The sequence below is a fragment of the Paraliobacillus sp. PM-2 genome (assembly GCF_001368815.1).
Classification (GTDB): Bacteria; Bacillota; Bacilli; order Bacillales; family Amphibacillaceae; genus Paraliobacillus.
In genome coordinates this window covers 43,688-65,061 of record NZ_CTEI01000002.1, presented here as the reverse complement: position 1 = coordinate 65,061, position 21,374 = coordinate 43,688, and the positions used below count along the sequence as shown (strand labels likewise).

Below are 21,374 nucleotides of genomic sequence, written 5' to 3'. Positions count from 1 at the left end.
GAAAGGTGGGCAAGTTTCACTTGTCAATCAAAGGTGGTACCGCGGATTAACTCTTTTTCGTCCTTTACAGTAACTTGTATAGGATGAGAAAGGTTTTTTTGTATAAACAAATATGAAAAGTAGTAAGAAGAGGCGAACAACATGGCAAATAAACGAGTAGTAATTAAAATAGGTAGCAGTTCACTGACAGAGCAAGATGGAAGTTTAAGTATAAACAAACTGCAGGAACATACAAGCGCTATTGCAACATTAATGAAACAAGGAGTAGAAGTGATTTTAATTTCATCCGGTGCCGTATCTGCAGGATTTAGAGACTTGGGTTATTCTAGTCGACCTGTAACGGTATCGGGTAAACAAGCAGCAGCTGCTGTAGGGCAGGGTTTATTGATTGAGGCGTATGCAGAGGCATTTAAAACCTTTGGTATCGTTAGTGCACAATTACTTGTAACAAGAGATGTATTCATTCATCATCAACAATTTAGTAATGTATATCAAACCATTAATGAATTATTAAAGCGTTCCGTCATTCCAATTATTAATGAAAATGATTCTGTGGCCATTGATGAGTTAACCTTTGGTGATAATGATATGTTATCAGCACTGATTAGCGGTTTAGTTAATGCAGATTATTTAATTATGTTAACGGATATTAACGGCTTATACAGTGCAAATCCAAATTATCATGCAGATGCTATTCGTTACAATCAATTGGATCATATTTCAGATGAGTTAATTAGTCAAACAAGCCAAGATTCCAGCTCGAAAGTTGGAACTGGTGGAATGAAGTCGAAGTTACTAGCTGCGCAAACGGCATTATCACTAGGTGTCCATACCTTCGTTGGCATTGGGCGTGGAAATAATAAGTTTGTCGATATTTTAAATGGAAACGGTGACGGTACGTACATTGGAAATCATCAAACGCAACATGTAAGAAAGCAAAAGCAATGGATTGCATTTCACTCAAAGGTTTCGGGTCAAATTGTTGTTGATGATGGTGCGAAAGATGCTTTACTAAAAAAAGGGAAAAGTTTACTACCTGCAGGAATTCTTGCTGTTATAGGTGACTTTAAACAAAATGATGTAGTAGAAATAGTATATCAACAAAATGTTATTGCAAAAGGGAAAGTTAACTACAATTCAGCAGAAATTCATCAAATTAAAGGGATGCGTAGTTCCAACGCGATGCATATTACAAACCAGCATAAGTCTGAAGTAATTCATCGTGATCATTTAGTATTAACATTACAGGGGGTATAAAAGATGAATGATCTTTTAACAATTGCAAAAAAGGCAAAGGAAACAACCATTCAATTAAGTCGTACAACAACAGCTCAAAAAAACAAAGCTATTCAATTAATTGCTGATGCATTAATAAGTCAGCAGGAATACATTCTGAAAGAGAACGAAAACGATATTGCAGCAGCAAGAGAAAAAGGAATATCTGATGCGATTATTGATCGATTACGTTTAGATAAAAAACGCATTGAAGGAATGGCTGAATCATTACAACAACTAATTAAGTTGGATGATCCAATTGGCTCTACTCAAGCAGAATGGGAAAGGCCCAACGGTTTAGCAATAAAAAAAGTGACTGTACCTATTGGTGTGATTGGCATTATCTATGAAGCTAGACCAAATGTTACAGTAGATGCTGCTAGCCTTTGTTTAAAAACTGGAAATGCCGTATTATTACGTGGTAGCTCTTCTGCTATTCATTCAAATATTGCATTGGTTCGTGTTATTCAAGAAGCGTTAACACACTCTGATCTACCTGTTGATGCCGTTCAATTAGTGGAAGATACCAGTCGTGCTACCGCAGAAAAAATGTTTCGTTTGAATGAACATTTAGATGTATTAATTCCAAGGGGAAGCAAAAAATTAATCGATACGGTGGTTGAAAAATCTTCTGTACCAGTGTTGGAAACAGGTGCCGGTAATTGTCATCTTTTTATTGATCAAACAGCTGATGTAGAGATGAGTATTGCAATAGCAATTAATGCGAAAACACAAAGACCATCTGTATGTAATGCGATCGAAACTATCTTAGTAGATAAGCAATGGTTTGAACAATACGGAGATCAGTTAATAAACGCGCTATATGATCATGATGTGGCCATGTATGTTGATAAAACCATAGCAGGTTATCGCAAGGAGCTACCCTTAGCTACAGATAAAGATTGGCATACGGAATATCTAGATAAAACCGTAGCAATTAAAACAGTTGAAAATGTAGACGAAGCAATCAATCATATTAATCAATATGGAACAAAGCATTCAGAAGCAATTATTTCTGAAACCGATCAACATGTGATCCAGTTTTTAAATGAGGTGGATGCAGCATGTGTTTATCATAATGCATCTACTCGGTTTACTGATGGATTTGAATTTGGGTTTGGTGCAGAAATAGGCATTAGTACACAGAAACTACATGCAAGAGGGCCAATGGGTTTACAAGCACTCACTTCAACCAAATACACGTTACATGGAAATGGTCAAATAAAATAAAACTTAATGAAACAATGTACAATTTAGGTTACAATAGATATGGATTTTTCATTCTAAAGGCAATGCAAAAGATAAAGGAGAGAAACACATTGAGCAAAACACTAATATTCGGACACAAAAATCCAGATACAGATACTATAACAGCGGCACTTGCTTATGCCTATTTAAAACAACAATTAGGTCAAGATGTTGAAGCTGTACGTCTAGGTGAAGTAAATAATGAAACACAATTCGCTTTAGACCATTTTAACGTTCAGGCACCTAGATATGTAGAAACGGTATCAAATGAAGTGGAGACCGTCATTTTGGTCGACCATAATGAACGTCAACAAAGTGTAGATGATATTGAACAAGTGCGAGTAAAAGAAGTAATTGATCATCACCGAATCGCAAATTTTGAAACAAATGATCCAGTTTATTACCGTGCAGAACCTGTTGGTTGTACAGCTACGATTTTAAATAAATTATTTAAGGAACATCAAGTTACTATTCCAAAAGAAATTGCAGGATTGATGTTATCCGCAATTATTTCAGACTCATTATTATTCAAATCACCAACATGTACCCAAGAAGATACGCAAGCCGCTAAAGAACTAGCTGCTATTGCAGAAGTTGACGAACAAGTGTATGGATTGGATATGCTTAAAGCTGGAGCAGATTTAAGTGATAAAACAGTAGAAGAGTTAATATCATTAGATGCAAAAGAATTCAATATGGCGGGTCATATTGTAGAAGTTGCACAAGTAAATACAGTAGATACAAACGATATTTTAAACAAACAGGCAGAAATCGAATCAACGATACAAGAAAAAATAACTGAAAAAGGACTTTCCTTATTCACCTTCGTTGTAACAGATATTTTGAATAACGATTCTGTTATTCTTGTATTAGGTGACAAACAAAAAGTAGTAGAAAAAGCATTTGATGTAACATTAACAAATAACCAAGCGTTACTAAAAGGCGTTGTTTCACGTAAGAAACAAATTGTTCCGAATATCCAAGACGCACTAGCATAATTATGATAAGAAAAGACAACTACGAATCAAACATAGTTGTCTTTTCTTATTTTATTAAAAAAGTTACATAAGCTAGTTTTCTAATTTATCTGAATATGATAGTATAAATCTAACTATTTTTTGCAGGAAGGATTCTATGAATGATGAGCACAAAAGTGAGTACGATCCAAATTAAAGATATTATTATTGCACACCAAAAGTTAAAAGATGTGGTTCAAAAAACACCGTTACAGAGAGATCCAATCTTATCTGAAAAATATCAATGTAATGTTTATTTAAAAAGAGAAGATCAACAAGTTGTTCGCTCTTTTAAAATACGAGGTGCTTACAACTTGATGCAAAGCTTATCAAAAGAAGAGCTGAAAAACGGAGTAGTTTGTGCTAGTGCAGGGAACCATGCGCAAGGAGTTGCTTATTCTTGTAAGGCATTAGGAGTAAAAGGTAAAATTTTCATGCCAACTACTACCCCAAGACAAAAAGTAAAGCGTGTAAGTTTCTTTGGTGGAGATTTTGTTGAAATCATATTGATTGGCGATACGTTTGATGATGCTTACCAAGAATCCAAAACCTATTGTGATCAGTATGACATGTCGTTTATCCATCCGTTTGACGATTATCGTACCATTGTTGGTCAAGGTACTATTGGATTAGAAGTGCTAGATGGAATGGAAGAACCAGTTTCACATATTTTCATGTCTGTTGGTGGTGGCGGATTAATTTCTGGTGTTGGTTCCTACATTAAAAATATTAGTCCTAATACACAAGTGATTGGTGTAGAGCCGGCTGGGGCACCATCTATGAAGCAATCTCTAAAACAAAAAAAGGTCGTAAAACTTGATGAGGTAGATAAATTTGTTGATGGAGCAAGTGTACAACAAGTTGGAAACTTAACCTATGAAATTGCCAAGGAAGTCATTGACGATATTGCGGTTGTACCAGAGGGCAAGGTATGTAGTACATTGTTAGATTTATATAATGAAAATGCAATTGTTGCTGAACCAGCTGGTGCAATGCCAGTTGCTGCTTTGGATCAATACAAAGATCAAATTAAAGGAAAAAATGTCGTTTGTATTGTTAGTGGTGGGAACAATGACATTGATCGTATGCAAGATATTAAAGAACGTTCACTGATTTATGAAGGATATAAGCATTATTTTATTGTGAATTTCCCCCAAAGAGCAGGGGCTTTACGAGAATTTCTTAGTGAAGTGTTGGGGAAAACAGATGATATTACTAGATTTGAATATACGAAAAAAAATAACAGAGACAAAGGCCCGGTGCTGGTTGGTATAGAATTGAAAAATCGTAATGATTATCAACCCTTAATCGCAAGGATGGAGGAGAATGGATTCACTTATATTGAAATAAATAAAGATGAAGATCTATTTCATTTACTCATTTGACAAAGGGATTATCACTCCTTTGTCTTTTTTAATGTCAATGGTTTACTTTCATTATGAAACGTTGGCTTTGTAAATTAAGAATTGTTATAATTATTACAGACTAAAATGATATGTTTTGTAATGATTGGAATAGAGAGGATGGAGCGATGATGCGAGTAGTCAATAATATGACAGAATTGATTGGAGAGACACCAATCGTTAAATTGAATCGATTAGTGCCTAAAGATGCGGCTGATGTGTATGTTAAATTAGAAATGTTTAATCCTTCTAAAAGTGTTAAAGATAGAGCCGCTTATAATATGATAAAAATGGCAGAAGAGAATGGATTACTTAAGCCCGGATCTACAATTATTGAACCAACAAGTGGAAACACTGGAATTGGCTTAGCAATGACTGCTGCTGCAAAAGGGTATAAAGCTATTTTAGTTATGCCTGATAATATGACAAAAGAAAGAATGAATATTTTGAAAGCGTACGGTGCTCAAGTGGTCTTAACACCTAGTGACGAAAAAATGCCTGGAGCAATAAAAAAAGCGAAACAATTAGTGTCAGAAATACCTAATAGTTTTATGCCACAACAATTTGAAAATCCAGCAAATCCAGATGTTCATCGAAATACGACGGCCCAAGAAATTTATCATCAGATGGATAAACAGCTTGATGGGTTTGTTGCGACTGCTGGTACTGGTGGAACAATTACTGGAACGGGTGAAACGCTGAAAGAACTTTTGCCTGATATCTATATTATGGTAGTCGAGCCAAAAGGATCTCCTGTTCTTTCTGGTGGAAAACCAGGTAAACATAAATTAGTGGGAACAAGTCCTGGGTTTATACCAGATATTTTAAATACTTCTATTTATGATGAAATTATGCCCATTCAAGATGATGATGCGATTGACATGTTTAAACAATTAGGAGAAAAAGAAGGTATCTTTATTGGCCCTTCTGGAGCAGCAGCTGTTTTTGCCGCAATAAACCTTGCCAAACGTTTAGGAAAAGGGAAACGTGTTGTATGTATCGCACCAGATACAGGAGAACGGTATTTAAGTATGAATTTATTTGATGAATAAATAGATATCCTATATAACCTAGCCTTAGCCTGTCTATGATATAATAACTAAAAAGGTAGTAGTGAAAGATACGACTACCTTTTTAGTTTAACGTTTGAGAGTGAGGTAGCATAATGGCTAAAGTAAAAATGTTAGTTCAGACAAAGTACAATGATCAGTTATTACGAGCAGAAAAAATATATGAGGTGCCAGATGAAACAGCAAAACGCTGGGATCAAAGTAGACTAGCAATAATCATTGACAATGAACAAGAAACCAAGGCGTCGAATTAATGCCTTGGTTTTTTAAAATAACCATAATTTTAACAAAGAACGAACAAGTTTATTTAAAGTTGTAAAGATAAATTACATTTTGGCTAAAAGCTCAATGAAAGCATGCTTAAATTGGTCTTTATCTTCTTGTGTTAACGGTTTGGGCCCTTTTGTTTTTAGTTTTTTCTTTCTAGCTTGTGCATGTTGGTATCTTACCTCTAATAAATAATCAATATTCTCTTCTGTATACATAAATCCTTTATGATGTAACACGTTTGCTTTCTTTTCTAAAGCTAACGAAGCTAAACCATAATCTTGCGTGATTACTATATCACCTGAGTGAAGCATGGAGAGGATTCGATAATCAGCAGCCTCACGGTCTGAATCGACATAAATAGAAGTTACCCCATCTGGATCTTTTTGAGTTGAAAAATGAGCATAACTTTTCACCAAATAAACGGGGATATTTTTTGTTAGCGCTATTTGAATAATGATTTCTTTTACAGGACAAGCATCTGCATCCACATATATCTTCATGAAAATCAACCTTTACTAGTTTATTGTTATTATCTATTTTAACAAAGATTGACTTCGGTTATAATAAAATCTAGATGTTGTCATAGAAAGAAGGAAAAAGATGAAGAAATTAGCAGCAGGTCATATTGTTACATTAGAAGTCATAAGTGAGGAAGAAGCTTATTTTGAATTATCAAATGGAAACGAAAAAGTGCTATACAATAAAAAGAACAATGATCAACCATTAGAATTACATCAAAACTATGATGTCTTTCTCTATCAGGAAAGAAACCAATTATATGCAACGACTATGCTACCAAATGTTCGCTTGGACGTGTTTGATTGGGCTATTGTAACAAAAGTGAATCCAGATTTAGGTGTATTTGTCGATATTGGTACCTCTTTAAGCATTTTAGTTTCTAAAGATGATCTTCCTGTATTTTCCACTGTTTGGCCCGATGTTGGAGACGAGTTGTATGTTATTTTAGACCGAGATAAAAAGGGCAGACTATTAGCTAAGCCAGTAGCAGAAAGTGATTTTGAAGAAACGTGGGATCAGGCTCCAGAGTCACTACTAGATAAAGATATAGAAGGTCGAATTTTCAGAACGGATAGAGAAGGTGCTGTATTAATTACAGAACAGGGGTATAGAGGCTTTATCCATCGTACAGAGCGAAAAGAAGAACCTCGCTTAGGACAGTGGGTAAATGGTCGAGTGATTGCAGTAAAAGAAGATGGTACGTTAAATGTTTCCCTTCGTCCTCGTAAAAATAAAGCGAGACAAACAGATGCAGCTATTATTTTGCAATACCTAGTAGATCACAACGGCGAAATGCCTCTGAATGATAAGACAGATCCAGATACCATTTACAAACATTTCAGCATTAGTAAAGCTGCTTTTAAACGAGCGCTTGGAAAACTAATGAAAGAACAAAAGATTGAGCAAGTTGAAGGAAAAACGCGCTTGCTAAAAGAATAAAAATGATTAAAATTTAAAAGGATGTGTTACTTCTAGAAGTGAACACATCCTTGTTTTTTTACTATACGACTTTTTGTTGTTTTGTAAGCTGTAATGTTTCTGTTAATTCGCTTCGTTCTTCTGTGGATAATGGAATTAAAGGTAAGCGGACACTCCCAACGTCTATCCCCATCATACATAATGCTTCTTTTACTGCAGTTGGATTAGGTGCCATAAATAAAGCTTTCATTATTGGTAATAGTTGTTGGTGTAAACGGCTTGCTTGTTGTTGTTCGCCATTTATATGGTAGTTAATCATTTGTTGCATTTCATTCCCTATAATATGAGAAGACACAGATACAACACCTTTGCCACCAATAGACAATACAGGCAAGGTTAGACTATCATCACCACTGTATAATTCAAAATGATCGTCTGTTTCACTTATAATCGTTGTCATCCTATCAAGATCGCCACTTGCTTCTTTAATAGCAGTAATATTTGTGATTTGAGACAATCGAATAATCGTATCTACAGAAAGATTAACAACACTTCTTCCAGGAATGTTATACAACATAACAGGTAAAGTAGTTGACGCAGCAATCGTTTTAAAATGCTGATACATCCCTTCTTGTGATGGTTTATTGTAATAAGGAGTAACAACCATCACACCATCAACCCCAATTGTTTCAGCTTGTCTAGTTAATGTAATGGATGCTTGCGTGTTGTTTGATCCTGTACCTGCTATCACTGGTATGCGTTTATTAACATATTGAACAACAAAACGAATAAAGCCCACTTTTTCTTCTTGTGTTAAAGTAGGAGATTCTCCAGTTGTTCCTGTAATGACAATCCCTTCTGTTCCATTCATGAGTAAATAATTAATTAATTGTTTCGTTTTCTCATAATCAATGTTTCCTTTGTGATCAAATGGAGTAACCATAGCGGTTATTAATCGACCAAATTGCATTAAATCCACCTCTATTCATATTTTTAAAACGAAAAGACAACCGATAACGGTAGAATAGAGGGTATCTCATCACAATAAAAAACAGCGACGAAAGGCTCGTCGCTGCATCATTGTTTATTTATGATGCGTGAGATAGCCCTCCATATAGCAACTTTGTACTATATGACAGTACTGTATTTATTCAATAACAGCACCAGTGAATAAAATGATGAACTTTTATCCACTTCGGCAAATTCCCCTTTCAGCTACAATCATCAGCGATCATCCGCTTTATGAAGCTTACTCTTGAGATTTGCACCTCTATACTCACTTCAATGTTATATTGAAGTAATAGAAATATTAGTGTCAATATATCAAACATGTATGGTAGTTGCAATAGGTAAAACTTAAATTTTTCAATATCGGAAGGTAACATCGAGTAATCTCTTCATAGAAGCAAGGATACAAGCTGGTTATATAATTAGTCATCAACCACCAACTAATTACAAGGTTATTTTTCATTTAAAAATCTAATCCTATGCATATGGATTGACAACTTGAGTGATTCTCAATACAATATAGCATAACTATTCATAATTTTTAGTTAATTCACTTAGAAGTTTATTTGCTTTTCTTTTTGACTATTAATTATTTTATGCATGTGAATAGTTGTTATCAGAAAAAGGTGGTGACAATATATGGAGATGAATGATAAATACGCTATTCAAATAGGTGACTGGGTTAGAGCAAAGTCAAGTAAAGGTGGATTGATTCATGGATTTGTTGAGAAAAATGAATTAGACCATAATGTTATTCAACTTCGTGTAGTTGCTAGTGATAATAAAATGTTAACAGGACAAAGTATACAGATTAACCAATCAAAAATTGATCGTTTAAGCAGTGAATTTTCAAAAACAGAGAATCAAATACATGTATTAATTGACATGGCGCTTGAAACCCATGATGAAGATTGGTTCAATGATTTAGTAGCACAATTAAATCAATTAAAGAAACAGAAAGATGCAGATATGCCACATGTGAATTACAAGTCAAACAGGTGTCAAACAGATCATCGTTCCTAGTATAAAAAAACCCATTCTTAATGTAAGAATGGGTTTTTATACTACAGAGAAAGCCACCTCGAGTAGTTAACATTGACAGTTACTTTTATATATGATAAATAATTATTGTTAGCACTCTAATAATTGGACTGCTAAAAATATTTATTATTAATAAGAAGGGAGCATACAAACATGCCAACAAAACAGTTTGAAGCAGAGTCAAAAAGACTACTGGAAATGATGATTAATTCCATTTATTCACAGAGGGAAGTTTTCTTGCGCGAACTAATATCAAACGCAAGTGATGCGATTGATAAATTATATTACAAAGCACTTACGGATGATTCGCTAACATTTAACCCAGAAGATTATTACATAAAAGTAAGTACGGATAAAAATAGCAGAAGTTTAACCATTACAGATACAGGAATTGGAATGACTGAAGAAGAACTCATTGATAATATAGGTGTGATCGCAAGAAGTGGCTCTCTATCATTTAAAAAAGAAAATGAAATTAAAGATGGTCATGATATCATCGGACAATTCGGTGTAGGATTCTATGCTGCATTTATGGTTGCAGATGCAGTAACTGTAAAAACAAAAGCCTTAAACAGTGATCAGGGTTATATATGGAAATCAGAAGGGGCAGATGGTTACAGTATTGAGCCATATGATAAAGCAGATACTGGAACAGAAATTACATTAACAATTAAAGAAAGTACAGATGAAGATGATTATGACCAATTTTTAGATGTTGATCAATTGAAGTCCATTATCGTTAAATATTCCGATTTTATTCGCTATCCAATTAAAATGGACATTGTTACAAAGGAGCCTCAAGGTGAAGGGGAGGAGCCAGTTGAAGTTACTGAGGAAAAAACGGTTAACAGCATGGTTCCAATCTGGAAAAAAAATAAAAACGAATTAACTGAAGAAGATTATAATCAATTCTACACGGAAAAGCATTATGGTTTTGATCAACCATTGCAACATATTCATTTAAGTGTAGATGGTACTATTCGGTATGATGCTATTTTATATATACCAGAAAGTATGCCATATAATTATTACTCTGCTGAATATGAAAAAGGGTTAGAATTGTATTCTAATGGCGTACTTATTATGAATAAATGTGCAGACCTATTACCTGATTATTTTAGTTTTGTCAAAGGGTTAGTAGACTCGGAAGATCTTTCACTGAATATCTCACGTGAAATGTTACAACATGACCGTCAGTTAAAATTAATTGCTAAAAATATTAATAAGAAAATTAAGACAGAATTGCAAAAGTTGTTAAAAAATGATCGTGAAAAGTACGAAACTTTTTATGATTCATTTGGACGTCAGTTAAAATATGGTGTCTATAGTGATTTTGGACAGAACAAAGAAACATTGCAAGATTTATTGCTTTTCTATTCATCCAAAGAGAAAAAGTTGGTTTCACTTGCTGAATACGTAGAACGAATGCCTGAAGATCAGCCATTCATTTATTATGCGACAGGGGAAACGAATGAACGCATAGAGAGCTTACCACAAACAGAGATGGTATTAGACAAGGGATATGAAATTCTCTACTTAACAGATGATATTGATGAATTTGCGATCAAAATGTTAGCAACGTATCAAGAAAAAACCTTTAAATCCGTATCAAGTGGCGACTTAGGATTTGAACCGGAAGAAGAAGACAGTACAGAAGAAGAGATAAAAGAAAATAAAGCATTGCTTGATCATATGAAATCTGTATTGGCAAATGAAGTGAAAGATGTACGTATTTCTAAACGACTTAAATCACATCCAGTTTGTTTAAGCAATGATGGTGAAATCTCCATTGAAATGGAAAAAGTATTAAATATGATGCCAGATAATCCACAGTTAAAGGCAGATAAAATTTTAGAAATTAATACTCATCATGATGTATTTAAAACATTACAAACTGCTTATGCAAAAGATGATATACAAAAAACAGATTTATTAACGAACATTTTATATCATCAAGCGTTGCTCATTGAAGGACTTTCTATTGATGACCCAGTGACATTTACAAATAATATCTGGAAAGCAATCGCTAATTAAACGTGTTATGCTATAAAATACTATTTAAAAATCATTATAATAAGTAAAGAAGTCAAAAAAGACATACACTATTCAAGGTGTTATGTCTTTTTTGTTATTTATAAGATCAATGCTAATATGACTAAATGTATTCGTTTTTATTTCTATAAGGAAGTTTAACTTGTTTAAAAAAGGTAAATAGATTACCATGATCAACCAATATAATGGCCTGTGATAGTGGGTGATTTAAAAAATGTCAAAAAGTTGTCACTGAAAAGTCATAAAAAATACACAACTTTACAAACGGATAAGTTTAAAATGTATTAAAGAGAAACATTCTAATGTGATAAATGATATAATGAAAATGTTATGGATTTCACAAAAAGAAAATTGGAGGGATATCAGTGGAATTTGATGCGGTCACCATGAGTCGATTAATTACAGCAATGACTTTAATGTTTCATATTATTTTTGCTACGCTAGGTGTAGGTGTACCATTATTTATTTCTATTGCTGAATTTATTGGAATTAAAAAGAAAGACGACCATTATATTTTATTAGCACAGCGTTGGGCACGTGGATTTGTCATCACAGTTGCGATTGGCGTTGTAACAGGTACTGCAATTGGTTTGCAATTATCTTTAGTTTGGCCTGAATTTATGCAACTAGCTGGTAATGTCATTGCATTACCTTTATTTATGGAAGTATTTGCTTTCTTCTTTGAAGCGATTTTCTTAGGTATTTATTTATATACATGGGATCGTTTTAAAAATCAATACATTCACTGGCTATTTTCCATACCAGTGTTAATTGGTGCTGGGATTTCGGCCATATTCATCACAACGGTGAATTCATTTATGAATACGCCAGATGGATTTTTAATGAAAAATGGAGAATTTACAGCGGTAGATCCATTAGCTGCAATGTTAAACCCTTCCACACCAACAAGGGTTGCTCATGTTTTAGGTGGATCATATGTCACAGTAGCAGCCATTTTAGCCGCGATTGCAGCATTTGCTTTGTTACGTAAAAAAGGAGCTAAAACGTATCATAAAAAAGCATTAAAGCTTACTGTCATTTCTATGTTTATCTTTTCTATTTTAACAGCTGTAGCTGGTGATGCATCTGCAAAATTCTTAGCCTCTCATCAAGCTGAAAAACTAGCAGCGGCAGAATGGCATTTTGAAACCGAAGAAAATGCGGACTTAGTTTTATTTGGATGGTTAAATGAAGACAATGAAGTAGTGGGTGAAATACGTTTACCTGGGTTTTTAAGTTTTCTAGCACATGGTAATTTTATGAGTGAAGTTACTGGATTAGAAGAATTCCCTGAGGACGAACGACCGCCATTATGGATTCATTATATGTTTGATTTAATGGTTTCTATTGGTTTCTTTTTATTGGCAATTTCATTTGCTTACTTGATCTTTACATTTATTAAGAAATGGAATGCTAATAATAAATTATTCTTATGGCTAATTGCGCTTAGTGGTCCATTAGCAATGCTAGCGGTTGAATTTGGTTGGGTATATGCCGAGGAAGGCAGACAGCCATGGATTTTAAGAGGATATATGACGGTGGAGGAAGCAGCAACTAGTTCCCCTTATATTACCCATATGTTCTTCTTATTCTTGATACTGTACATTGTTTTAGGCACATTATGTGTCATTACTCTACGTAAACTTTTCAAAAACAATCCTGCAGAGGTAGAACTAGAAAAGCGTTACCCTGTGATTGAGAAGGGAGAGTCGGAATAATGAGTTATGAAGTTATTGGCATCACGGTACTGTGGTTATTTCTTTATGGATATCTGATCATTGCTTCTATTGACTTTGGGGCTGGATTCTTTGCTTACTATGCAAAAGTTACCAAGCGAGATCATTTAATTAACCAAATCATTTCGCGTTATTTATCTCCGGTATGGGAGGTAACGAACGTTTTCTTAGTTTTCTTTTTTGTTGGAATTGTAGGGTTTTTCCCTAAATCGGCTTATTATTTCGGTTCGGCTTTATTAGTGCCAGCGAGTTTTGCGATTATCTTATTAGCAATTAGAGGTTCTTTTTATGCCTTCGAAAATTATGGTTCTAAACAAAGTAATGTATATATGTTTTTATATGGTGCAACAGGGTTATTTATCCCAGCATCCTTATCTACTGCACTTACTATCTCAGAAGGCGGATTTATTACAGAAGAGAATGGGGTTGTATCATTAAAATACGCTGAGTTGTTTACAAGCCCATTATCTTGGAGTATTGTAGCACTTGCTATTACTGCGTTATTATTTATTAGTGCGAGCTTTTTGACTTATTATGCTTCACGTGCAAATGACAATAAAGCTTTAGCACTTGTTCGAAAGTGGGCACTATTTTGGGCAACACCTACTATCATCATGGCATTGACAACCATGATTGCTTTGAGTCAACGTAATGAAAGACATTTTCAGAATATGCTTGATTTATGGTGGGTGTTTGGTATTTCCATTGCATGTTTTTTAATTGGATTAGGACTGCTTTATATCGGAAGAAATTATGGAAGTGCATTTATTGCAATTATGCTTCAGTTTTTCTTTGCATTCTTTGGTTATGGGATAGCAAAATATCCTTATCTCCTTGATCCATATATTCATATTGAAGATAGTGTAACTAGTGAATCGATGGCTATTGCATTAATTATTGCATTTATCGGTGGACTGTTGTTACTTATTCCTTCATTAATTCTATTGATGCGTTTATTTTTATTTAATGCAGATTATGCAAAAGGCAAAAAATAAAACCTTACTAAAAGGATCGATCAACTATGCAACGAATCAAACAATCATTAAGTGCACACCGAACAAGTCTAATTTTGTTACTATTGTTAACTTTGTTATTAGGAATAGCTATTATTGTTCAAGCTTTTTCCATTACATTAATTGTCAACGATGTATTTTTAGAAGGAGTTCGCTTTTCCTCCATCATGGGGTGGCTTGCTCTTCTATTGTTGGCTTTGATGGTCCGATCGATCGCAGATTATTATAGTAAAAAAATTGGTGTTCGTATTGCAAGTGCAGTAAAAAAAGAAACAAGAGCTAAATTATTAGACAGATATAAGCATCAAATGACAAATAGTGAAGAACAAGGACTAGTTGGTGAAAAGGTAAGTATGTTACTTGATGGGGTAGACGAAATGGACAGTTTTTATAGTCAGTTTATCCCACAAGTGATGCAAAGTGCGTTTGTTCCTTTATTAACATTAATCATTATCTGCACACAACATATCAATTCGGGAATAATTTTAATGATCACTGCACCATTTATTCCGATTTTTATGATTGTGATTGGTATAAAAACACAGAAGAAATCAGAAGAGAAACTTGAGCAAATGGCTGCTTTTTCTGGTGCATTTTTAGATACATTAAAAGGGCTAGTTACTTTGAAAATATTTAATCAAACGGATCGAAAAAAGGATGAATTAGAGAAGAGCAGTCTAGGATTTCGTGATACAACAATGGAGATTCTTAAAATTGCTTTTACACAATCGTTTATGCTTGAAGTGATTTCTATGTTAAGTATAGGGTTAGTTGCACTAGAAATTGCTTTTCAATTAGTCTTATATGATGGAATTTCATTTTTTACTGCTTTCTTTGTGCTTATTTTAGTTCCAGAATTTTTCACAGCATTAAAAGAATTAGGTACAACCTTTCATAATGGACGTAGTAGTATGGGAGCTACAAAAAAAGTATTCGAATCTTTTGAAGAAACGATTTCTCCTGTAGAGTGGGGTGTGGCCGAATTACCACATACAGATCAAACACCTACGATAGCATTAGAGAATGTTTCCTTTCACTATGCGCATTCCGGATTCTCTTTAGAAAACATTAACTTATACTGTAATCCTAACGAACGGATAGCTATAGTTGGTCCTAGTGGAGCTGGTAAATCAACACTGCTTCACTTATTAGCAGGTATGATCGGTAGTGCACAGGGAGATATCAAAATAAACAATGAATCACTTGCTAATTACACAGAAGAGAGTTGGTTACGTCAGGTAAGCTATATTTCACAAGAACCTTATATATTTTCTGGAACAATAGCTGAAAACATCGCTTTAGGATCAGAGAAAGCAGTAGATCTTTCAGAAATTAAATTAGCTGCAGAAAAAGCTGGTATTTCTGCACTGATTGAATCGCTACCTGATCAATATCAAACCTGTATAGGTGAAGGTGCTAGAGGCCTATCCAGCGGAGAAAAGCAGCGGATTGCTATTGCTCGAGCATTTATTAAACAGCCAAATGTCGTTTTGTTAGATGAGCCAACACGAGGATTGGATCTACAAACAGAGAAAATTCTACAACAATCAACGAAAGAACTACAGCAATTTGGTACGATCATAACGATTGCTCACCGATTACATACAATCAAGGATGCAAATAAGATTGTATTTTTACAAGATGGAAAAATAACCGGTATTGGAACACATCAGGAATTAATTGATTCATTAGCCGCTTATCGAGAGATGGTAACGATCCAGCAAGGGGGAACAGAGCATGGCTCCAATTAAACAACTTATCCAATTTTTATTCATGGAGAAAAAAGATATTTTTTATGCTGTTTTGTTTGGTTTTATTGCTGGTATCGCAAGTGTTGGGTTGTTTGCGGCGAGTGGTTATCTTATCTCAAAAGCCGCCCTCGAAACACCGCTTTATGCGCTTATTGTACTGACTTCAACAGTTAAATTATTAGGTTTTATAAAGGCGGGAGCAAAATATGGAGAGCGTTTAGTTTCACACCGTGCGACATTTACTATATTAAGTAACTTGCGTGTGAATTTCTTTGAAAAATTAGAGCCACTCGTACCACAGGTTTTTCGTAAATATCGAAGTGGTGATATTCTCGGTAGAGTAGTTGGTGATGTAGAAAGTCTGCAAAATTTCTTTCTTAGGGTTTTTTATCCACCTATTGTTTTAGTATTAGTGTTTATTAGTACAATCTTCTTTACTAGTTTTTATTCTTTTTCAGTAGCAATGATCCTACTTGTTGGTTATTTTGTAACAACATTTATTATCCCACTGTTATTTTCGATAAAGCAAATGAAAATCAAACAACAGGTGCGGGCTAATCGAGGAGAATTATCTACAGAAGTAACCGAATATATGTTCGGTGATAAAGAGTTAAAGTTATTTCAACAATCAGAGGAAAAGAAGCAAGCATTATTGCAACACTCTGATGCATATATTCAAGCTCAAAATAGAGAAAACATGAATAAAGTCTTTAATCAATCAGTAACAGGCTTTATTACATTTGTCACTAGTTGGTTTGTTCTTGCGCTTGGAGCATATTTAGTAGCCAATGGTAATTTGGATGGCATTTTTTTAGCAATGCTTGTAATGATTTCATTAACCGTTTTTGAACCGATGGCACCAATGGGAGTCTTTCCAATTTATTATCAAGAAAGCCAATCAGCTGTTTCAAGATTAAACGATGTTGTTGAAGATACGGAGATTGAAATAGATGAAGGGAATGGAAAAATAAATACAACTGGTGCACCAGCAATACGAGTCAATAATGTAAGCTTTAACTATTTCTCAGAATGGCGTAAAACATTATCTGATATAACATTAAAAATAGATAGTGGTACAAAAACTGCTATTGTAGGAGCTAGTGGTTCAGGGAAGTCAACCTTGTTACAGTTACTGATTAAGTTACAATTTGCAGAAGGTGGCAGGATCACATGGAATAATCAGAAGTATGATGAAATAGCTGCTGAAGAAATTTGGGAGCAATCTAAAGTAGTGCTTCAAGAAAATCATTTCTTTTATGGAACTGTTCAAGACAATTTGTTACTTGCAAATCCACAAGTGACAGATAAAGAGTTAAACTCCGCTCTTGAACGGGTGTTATTGTCTGATTTTGCATTAACTGATCACGTGGCAGAGAGAGGTGAAAATCTTTCCGGTGGTGAGAAACAACGGTTGGCAATAGCAAGAGCGTTATTAAAACAAGGTGATTTATGGGTCTTGGATGAACCAACTTCTTCATTAGATGCTAAAACGGAAAAAATGATTCTGGATGATATCTATCAATCAGCAACAAATGATACATTGTTATTGGTAAGTCATCGTATCAATGGGCTTGAAAAAATGGATCAAATTATTGTAATGGAACATGGGCGGATTATCGAACAAGGTAGCTATGATGCATTAATGAAACAAAAAGGCTATTTGTATGAAATGAAACAACTAGAACAATCATTGTTAATATAAGATTGACAACTTTGTGACAAATGTTATGATAAAGATAATTAAATACGGACAAACATTAAACCACTAGGGGAGTCTTTTACTAAAGACTGAGATTGAAGTATATGACTTCAAGACCCTTAGAACCTGATCTAGTTTAAACTAGCGTAGGGAAGTGGAAATGGTTCTTTATTTGACCACTTTCCCTTTTTTATGGTAGAAAGTGGTTTTTGTTTTGTCTACAGGAGGGAAATGTATGTCTTTTTCACAGGAAATACGTAAGGAAATTGATACTGTCTGGAAAGCGAGTATAGAACATCCATTCGTAAAAGGGATTGGAGATGGATCATTGCCATTAGAAAATTTTCGATATTATGTGATGCAGGATTCCTATTATTTGAGCCATTTTGCAAGAGTGCAATCATTGGGAGGTGCAAAGGCCAGCGATTTAGAAACGACAAGTAGCATGAATAAACATGCGCAAGGTACGTATGAAGCAGAATTAGCTCTACATCGAACATTTGCAAAACAGTTAAACATAAGCGAACAAGACATGAAGGCATTTCAGCCGGCACCTACAGCGTATGCGTACACTTCTCACTTATATCAAGCAGCCTATCAAGGTCATTTAGGCGATATTATTGCAAGTATTTTACCTTGTTATTGGATTTATTATGAAGTTGGTGAAAAATTAAGTGATCAAACACCGAACCAACCGATATACCAAGAATGGATTGATGCATATGGCTCAGAATGGTTTCGTACATTAGTGGAAGAACAAATTAACCGATTGGATCAAATTGCTGAAACGGTTTCAGATGAGGAACGAAACCGAATGAAAAATCAGTTTTTCATAAGTGTTCAATATGAATATATGTTTTGGGACATGGCTTACAAGTTAGAAAAGTGGCCAATTCAAGTTTTATAAAGTAAAACGTTGGCTCCTCAAGTGAAATGGACTCGCTTTCCACGGACACGGCCTCAACTAATTTTTAGAAGAAAAGCACTTCTAAAAATGGATTTTCGGCTCGCGCTGTTCCCGTAGGATAAGGAACGCTTCGGCAGCTATACATCGCACGAAGAACATAGATTTTTATTTTCGAGGAGTCTCGCCCATTTCACTTGATATACTAACTTGAGAACATAAAAGAGTAGATGCTTCAATTAAATAAATGACACGCTTTGCCGTTTTCCTAAATTAACGGATGAAGCAAATGGGCGACACTCTAGTAGGAACAACACGAGCTGAAAATAACAGATATTATTCAAACGCAATAGAGCTAAGGATCAGCAATTATTTTTTGGTGAGAAAGTTATGTAATAATAAAATCCTTCCAGTGTTACTAAGTATAAGTAACAACTGGAAGGATTTTATTATAAGCTGAAATGCTCCAAGCTTTTATCGACTATGTCTTGGTTGATTCCAATATATCGTAAGGTAATGTCTGGAGAAGAGTGATTAAAAATATCTTGAAGCAAAGCAACATTTTTATGCATGGTGTAATGCCAAAAACCGAATGTTTTTCGTAAGCTATGCGTTCCAAAGTCATGGATACCTACATTTTCCGCTGCTTCATTTAAAATTTTATAAGCTTGTACACGCTTAATTGGCAAATCAGTTTTATGAGATGGAAACAGATAGTCCTCCATACGCATATTCATTGTATAATCGTATATAAGATTTCTAAGTTCTAAATTAATAAGAAAACGTTTCATCTTCCGTGTTTTTGTTTCCTTAATAACAATATGTGTTTGACCTTTTACATCTCCAACCCGAAGAGGAAGAAGATCACTAATGCGCAATCCTGTGTTAATCCCCATAACAAATAAAAAATAATTACGATAGGAAACTTTCCTTAACTCTTGTTTCATTGCTTCAATTAAATATTTATCTCGAATGGGCTGCACCGTTTGCATGCCTTTACTAATAATTGCATGATAGTCTGATTTTATTGTATTTCTTCGCTTCATACTTTTTTGTTTTGACAAGCTTAATTCATTCATTTTCTTCTGTAATTCGTATTCACCATATTTTCTTAACAAATACATATATTCCCCTTTGGTTAAAAAAACATGATCGATATATTCTGTTTTTTCCACTGTTTGCACCTCCAAAATCAAAACATACGCCAGGGATACTTGAGACGCATTTAGTCTAACTACTATACACGAAAAGATATTTCATTCGCTCATAATCGCCCTGTGCGTAACCTATTTAAATGTAAAATAACGTTAATATGGAAATTAATTGATGAACGGTTACGCTCATTATGTATCCTAACAAAAACAACCAGAAATAAATTATATCGTCTATGTATTGTTTTATCAAGTTTTCATCTGTTTTCATAATGAAACATAATATCTATTATGTTTCATTATATAAAATGGAAGTGAAAATGGGAAGGGGTGTATTTCATAAATAGAAATAGTTTGAATTTAGTGTGAATAATAAATGCTATTGACAGGCTATTGAAACGTTTGCTAACTTTATCGTAATAAAGTGATTTTTTTCATTAAAGAATAAGAAAGTAAGAGGTGTCCATTGAAGAATTTTATTGTAATTATCGGATCGCTAATCGTTGCATTAGCTTTTAATCTTTTCCTTGTACCATATGAGATACTTAGCAGTGGGCTTAGTGGAATAGCCATTTTACTTGGTATCTTAACACCAATAAATATAGGACTTTTAAATTTTTTATTAAACATTCCCTTATTAATATGGGGATTTTATAAGTTAGGTAGAACAATTATTATTAATACGATCATATGTGTGACTGCTTTATCATCATTTTTATATATTATTCCTGTTGTTCCTGTGGCAGATAATATTTTATTGTCCAGTATTTTTGGTGGGGTATTTGGAGGAGCAGGAATTGGGTTAATCTTAAAATATTCCGGAACATCAGGTGGCCTAGATATTGTTGCAATCATTGTATCTAGAGTAAGTAATGTAAGTGTCGGAATGCTTTTAACAGGAATGAATGGGTTAATTGTTTTGATCTCAGGTGCAGTATTTGATTGGAATATGGCATTATATACCATGTTATCCATTTACTTAACAGGAAAAGTGATTGATACCATACATACAAATCATATAAAATTAACGATGCAAATTGTTACCACAAAGGGAGATATCATACGTAAGGATTTAATTGAATCTATATATCGAGGAATTACCGTTATGGAAGGGTACGGAGGGTATACAGAAGAAAGAAAACAAATCCTAATGATGGTAGTAACTCGTTATGAAACCATACAAATTAAAAAAATTGTGCGCAAGTATGATGAACAAGCTTTTATAAACGTATATAAGACAGTAGAAGTTGATGGACAATTTGCTAAAAATTAGATGAACAATGTTTTTCATTGATTACAA

General features: G+C 34.1%; 18 protein-coding genes, 2 riboswitches and 1 other annotated feature (1 of these 21 cut by a window edge). Of the genes, 15 read left to right on the top strand and 3 right to left on the bottom strand.

What is annotated here, in order from left to right; translation table 11 throughout:
* Nucleotides 1-68, top strand: a binding site (T-box leader) (it extends 148 nt beyond the left edge of the window).
* A 73-nt stretch (nt 69-141) separates the two neighbouring features.
* The 6 genes from proB to BN1058_RS14340 all read left to right on the top strand — a co-directional run bounded on the left by proB (nt 142) and on the right by BN1058_RS14340 (nt 6,266).
* Nucleotides 142-1,257: a glutamate 5-kinase gene (proB, locus tag BN1058_RS09105; protein ID WP_090856284.1), complete on the top strand. Its 1,116-nt coding sequence runs from the start codon at nt 142-144 to the stop codon at nt 1,255-1,257.
* A gap of 3 nt (nt 1,258-1,260) precedes the next feature.
* Nucleotides 1,261-2,505, top strand: coding sequence for a glutamate-5-semialdehyde dehydrogenase (locus BN1058_RS09100; RefSeq protein WP_090856281.1), 1,245 nt, complete (start codon nt 1,261-1,263; stop codon nt 2,503-2,505).
* A gap of 89 nt (nt 2,506-2,594) precedes the next feature.
* Nucleotides 2,595-3,521, top strand: a complete 927-nt coding sequence (locus BN1058_RS09095; RefSeq protein WP_090856279.1) for a manganese-dependent inorganic pyrophosphatase — start codon at nt 2,595-2,597, stop codon at nt 3,519-3,521.
* Nucleotides 3,522-3,664: 143 nt separating this feature from the next.
* Nucleotides 3,665-4,924 (top strand): threonine ammonia-lyase IlvA, encoded by a 1,260-nt coding sequence (ilvA, locus tag BN1058_RS09090; RefSeq protein ID WP_090858211.1) that lies wholly within the window; start codon nt 3,665-3,667, stop codon nt 4,922-4,924.
* A 149-nt stretch (nt 4,925-5,073) separates the two neighbouring features.
* Nucleotides 5,074-5,994 (top strand): cysteine synthase A, encoded by a 921-nt coding sequence (gene cysK, locus BN1058_RS09085; protein WP_090856276.1) that lies wholly within the window; start codon nt 5,074-5,076, stop codon nt 5,992-5,994.
* A 113-nt stretch (nt 5,995-6,107) separates the two neighbouring features.
* Nucleotides 6,108-6,266, top strand: coding sequence for a hypothetical protein (locus tag BN1058_RS14340; protein WP_176694486.1), 159 nt, complete (start codon nt 6,108-6,110; stop codon nt 6,264-6,266).
* Nucleotides 6,267-6,338: 72 nt separating this feature from the next.
* Here BN1058_RS14340 and BN1058_RS09080 read toward each other — a convergent pair whose 3' ends face one another.
* Nucleotides 6,339-6,782, bottom strand: a complete 444-nt coding sequence (locus BN1058_RS09080) for a YaiI/YqxD family protein (protein ID WP_090856272.1) — start codon at nt 6,780-6,782, stop codon at nt 6,339-6,341.
* Between the two features lie 100 nt (nt 6,783-6,882).
* Between BN1058_RS09080 and BN1058_RS09075 the strand changes: the two genes are divergently transcribed.
* Nucleotides 6,883-7,740 carry a CvfB family protein gene (locus BN1058_RS09075; protein WP_090856269.1) on the top strand — a complete coding sequence of 286 codons (858 nt, stop codon included), beginning with the start codon at nt 6,883-6,885 and terminating at the stop codon, nt 7,738-7,740.
* Nucleotides 7,741-7,801: 61 nt separating this feature from the next.
* On the opposite strand, the gene dapA is transcribed toward BN1058_RS09075, so the two are convergent.
* Nucleotides 7,802-8,689 (bottom strand): 4-hydroxy-tetrahydrodipicolinate synthase, encoded by an 888-nt coding sequence (gene dapA, locus BN1058_RS09070; RefSeq protein ID WP_090856266.1) that lies wholly within the window; start codon nt 8,687-8,689, stop codon nt 7,802-7,804.
* A 125-nt stretch (nt 8,690-8,814) separates the two neighbouring features.
* Nucleotides 8,815-9,000, bottom strand: a riboswitch (Lysine riboswitch).
* A 366-nt stretch (nt 9,001-9,366) separates the two neighbouring features.
* Between dapA and BN1058_RS09065 the strand changes: the two genes are divergently transcribed.
* The 7 genes from BN1058_RS09065 to tenA all read left to right on the top strand — a co-directional run bounded on the left by BN1058_RS09065 (nt 9,367) and on the right by tenA (nt 18,926).
* On the top strand, nt 9,367-9,750 hold the full coding sequence (locus tag BN1058_RS09065) for an IDEAL domain-containing protein (protein WP_090856262.1): 384 nt from the start codon (nt 9,367-9,369) through the stop codon (nt 9,748-9,750).
* Nucleotides 9,751-9,921: 171 nt separating this feature from the next.
* Nucleotides 9,922-11,802, top strand: a complete 1,881-nt coding sequence (gene htpG / locus BN1058_RS09060; RefSeq protein ID WP_090856259.1) for a molecular chaperone HtpG — start codon at nt 9,922-9,924, stop codon at nt 11,800-11,802.
* 404 nt (nt 11,803-12,206) lie between these two features.
* Nucleotides 12,207-13,538: a cytochrome ubiquinol oxidase subunit I gene (locus tag BN1058_RS09055; RefSeq protein ID WP_090858208.1), complete on the top strand. Its 1,332-nt coding sequence runs from the start codon at nt 12,207-12,209 to the stop codon at nt 13,536-13,538.
* Nucleotides 13,538-14,551 (top strand): cytochrome d ubiquinol oxidase subunit II, encoded by a 1,014-nt coding sequence (locus tag BN1058_RS09050; protein ID WP_176694485.1) that lies wholly within the window; start codon nt 13,538-13,540, stop codon nt 14,549-14,551. The genes BN1058_RS09055 and BN1058_RS09050 overlap by 1 nt, the downstream gene beginning before the upstream one ends.
* Before the next feature lie 26 nt (nt 14,552-14,577).
* Nucleotides 14,578-16,320, top strand: coding sequence for a thiol reductant ABC exporter subunit CydD (gene cydD, locus BN1058_RS09045; RefSeq protein ID WP_090856253.1), 1,743 nt, complete (start codon nt 14,578-14,580; stop codon nt 16,318-16,320).
* Nucleotides 16,307-18,022 carry a thiol reductant ABC exporter subunit CydC gene (gene cydC / locus BN1058_RS09040; protein WP_090856250.1) on the top strand — a complete coding sequence of 572 codons (1,716 nt, stop codon included), beginning with the start codon at nt 16,307-16,309 and terminating at the stop codon, nt 18,020-18,022. Before cydD ends, cydC begins: the two co-directional genes overlap by 14 nt.
* 55 nt (nt 18,023-18,077) lie before the next feature.
* A riboswitch (TPP riboswitch) is annotated at nt 18,078-18,189 on the top strand.
* 65 nt (nt 18,190-18,254) lie between these two features.
* Nucleotides 18,255-18,926, top strand: a complete 672-nt coding sequence (tenA, locus tag BN1058_RS09035) for a thiaminase II (protein ID WP_090856246.1) — start codon at nt 18,255-18,257, stop codon at nt 18,924-18,926.
* 446 nt (nt 18,927-19,372) lie between these two features.
* Here the strand turns inward: tenA and BN1058_RS09030 are convergent, their stop codons facing one another.
* Nucleotides 19,373-19,915, bottom strand: coding sequence for a site-specific integrase (locus BN1058_RS09030; protein WP_090858205.1), 543 nt, complete (start codon nt 19,913-19,915; stop codon nt 19,373-19,375).
* A gap of 625 nt (nt 19,916-20,540) precedes the next feature.
* Between BN1058_RS09030 and BN1058_RS09025 the strand changes: the two genes are divergently transcribed.
* Nucleotides 20,541-21,347: a YitT family protein gene (locus BN1058_RS09025; protein WP_090856244.1), complete on the top strand. Its 807-nt coding sequence runs from the start codon at nt 20,541-20,543 to the stop codon at nt 21,345-21,347.
* Nucleotides 21,348-21,374 lie beyond the last annotated feature (27 nt).